This is a genomic window from Salinicola sp., assembly GCF_982684285.1.
In genome coordinates, this window is sequence record NZ_CEXLVS010000366.1 from 1 (window position 1) to 2,801 (window position 2,801).

At 66.5% G+C, this 2,801-nt stretch carries 2 protein-coding genes and 1 pseudogene; all 3 read left to right on the forward strand.

Annotation, left to right across the window (positions count from 1 at the left end):
- Positions 1-196: 196 nt before the first annotated feature.
- Entirely contained in the window at positions 197-592 is a 396-nt protein-coding gene (locus AC3AYF_RS19890) for an IclR family transcriptional regulator domain-containing protein (RefSeq protein WP_487780254.1), read from the forward strand.
- 5 nt (positions 593-597) lie between these two features.
- Positions 598-1,887, forward strand: a complete 1,290-nt coding sequence (locus tag AC3AYF_RS19895; protein WP_295035908.1) for an NAD(P)/FAD-dependent oxidoreductase — start codon at positions 598-600, stop codon at positions 1,885-1,887.
- Positions 1,888-1,971: 84 nt separating this feature from the next.
- Positions 1,972-2,801: pseudogene (locus tag AC3AYF_RS19900) on the forward strand (Na+/H+ antiporter NhaC family protein); the annotation flags it as partial.

A 2,801-nucleotide genomic window follows, 5' to 3' on the forward strand; every position in this document is an offset into this window, starting at 1 on the left:
TATGGTGTTCGCGGTTCGGTAGGAGTGTGCGAAGCCGTAGCCCCTCAGCAGGGGAGACTCGTCGGGAAGTAGGTCGCTCTGGAGCTGGCGGGCGACCTCGAGCTCGTCCCGTACCCGGATCCGATCCACGAGCTCCATGGCGAGCAGGTACGCGAGACCAGCGACACTGGCGAGAAACAGGATCGACAGCGCAATCGTGGCCTCGATCGGCGGTCGCGTGCCGCTGGGAGTGGGGCAGGCTTCGATCGCGCTGCTGGCCTCGCTCGAGAGCCGGGAGCGTGAATGGATCCTCGCGGCCAACCGCGAGCTGCTGCAAGAGCGCTACGAGATCAGCGTCGACGCCGTCGAGCGGGAGATCGCGCGTTTCCATCAGGAGGGCCACGCCCGCGGCGTCGAGGGTTCGAGCCTGCCTGAATTCACGGGCCTGGCGATTCCCGTTCTCGACCACAGCGGACGCTGTCTCGGCGCCTTCAGTTGCTCGATGCTCAAGTCGCGGATGACGCCGGCTCATCGCCAGGAGGTACTGGCGATGATGGCGGAGCAGGCCGAGAGCCTGGTGTCGCAAGCCCACGGCTTACTGCAGGCGGAGTGACGATCATGTCGAGAGCGGTTCAACCGTCCCATCTTCGCCCCTGCGGCTGGCAGGCGCTGCTGCCCGCCCCGACCTCGCGACCCGAGCTCCAGGGGGATCAGGTCGCGGATCTGGCGATCGTGGGCGCGGGCTACACCGGCGTCGCCGTGGCACGGACCTATCATCGTCTGGCGCCGGACCGTCGCATCGTGATGATCGATGCCGAGGCGGCCGGGGAGGGCAGTCCGGGACGCAACTCCGGATTCATGCTGGAGATCGCGTTGGCCAACGATGCTTCCGCGGATCAACTGGCGCGAATGTCGACACTCAATGCGCTGAGCCGTGGGGCGATGGCAACGCTCAAGGCGCAGGTCGACGAGCACGCCATCGATTGCCAGCTCCAGCGCACCGGTACCTATCGGGCCGCCCGGGGCGACGAGGGGCGACGTGCGCTGGCCCGGTATCGGGGTTTTCTGGAGGCTGCGGGGCTGTCCCATCGGCGCCTCGAGCGCGAGCAGCTCGAGGCCGCGCTGGGCACCCGCTACTACGCCGAAGGAATCTACTCGCCCGACTGCTATCTCGTTCAGCCGGCGGCGCTGATCCGCGGATTGGTCGATGCGCTGCCGGAGGCGGTGGCGTGTCACGAACGGAGCCCGGCACTGGCCGTGCAACGGGACAACCGGGCTTGGCGGGTCAGCACCCCGAAGGGGTCGCTGCGGGCCCGGCAGGTGGTACTCGCCAACAACGCCTTTGCACGTCCTCTGGGCGCCGATGCCTCACGCCTTACCGCCATCTACACCTACGCCGCGCTGACTGCGCCGCTCTCGCCGGGGCTGACGGCCGCCATCGGAGCCGGGCCCTGGGGGCTGCTGCCAAGCCACCGGCTGGGTTGCACGTTACGCACCACGGCGGATGGCCGCTTGATGATCCGCGCCCAGTACAGCTACGAGCGGGAAAGGGACAACGCAGCCGTCGCCGCCGGACTCAAGTCGAGCCTGGTCGCACGCTATCCGGAACTGGCGGGCATTGAATTCGAGCGGGTCTGGGGCGGCACCACCGGCCTGACCTACAACGGTGCCCCGCTGTGGGGGGAAGTGGCGGAGAACCTGTTCGTGTCGGCGGGATGCAACGGCGGCGGCATCGTCAAGGGCACCTTGCTGGGCGAGGCCCTGGCGAAGCTCGCGCTGAAACAGCCGGGAGTCGATATTCCCGGCCTCTTCGGCACGCCGAGCTGGATGCCGCCCGATCCCGTTCGCAGGCTGGCCTTCGACGCCATTCGCGCCCACGAACAGCGCAAGGGGCGTGACGAGGCCTGAGCACGCCTGGTCGCTTTCGACTGAAAATCCACCGCTACCGAAGCGTCATCGAGACCCACAACGCACAACAATCAAGGAGTCATCATGGACCCTCAGGTGCACTACGGCATGCTGTCACTGTTGCCGGCTTGTCTTGCCATCGTCTTGGCGTTCGCGACGCGTAACACGATCTTCTCCCTCGCCGTGGCCTGCGTCGTCGGCGTCACGGTCATGGGGCGGGGGCTGTTCGGCTTCCCCAATCTGCTCAAGACGTCGTTGGGGACCACGGATTTCTCCTGGATTCTGCTGCTGGAGCTGTTCATCGGCACGGTCATCGCCTTTTTCCAGCGTACCGGGGCGATCCGCAACTTCACCGCCTGGGTCGAGGCGCGCGCGCTGTCGCGGGTGCGGGTCCAACTGGTCGGCTGGTTCATGGGCATGTTCGTGTTCTTCAGCGACTACTTCAGCCCGCTGTTCGTCGGTTCCACCCTGCGCGGGCTGACGGACCGCTACCGGGTCTCGCGCGAGAAACTGGCCTATATCGCCGATTCCACTTCGGCACCGGTCAGCGTGCTGGTGCCGATTACGGGGTGGGCGGTATTCATCTCGGGGCTCTTGATCGGCATGGGGCCCATCGAGACCGCAGGCGATGCCATGCAGGCCTTCGTCTACGCCGTACCCTTCAATCTCTATGCCTGGATGTCGGTGTTGATGGTCGGGTTGGTGATCGTCGGGATCGTGCCGCTTTTCGGCCCGCTGAAGCGTGCCGAGGCCCGCGCCCAGAACGAGGGCAAGGTGTTTCGCGACGGCGCCGATCCGCTGCTCGGCGAGGAGCTCACCGACCTGCAGCCGTTCGAGGGCGTGCGCACCAACCTGTTTCTCAACTTCGTGCTGCCGGTGCTGATCGTGATCGGCGTTGCGGTGGGAACCTTCGC

Excerpts from the sequence above, each read along its gene's own strand:
- AC3AYF_RS19895 (WP_295035908.1), top strand. The coding sequence starts at position 598 with ATGTCGAGAGCGGTTCAACCGTCCCATCTTCGCCCCTGCGGCTGGCAG.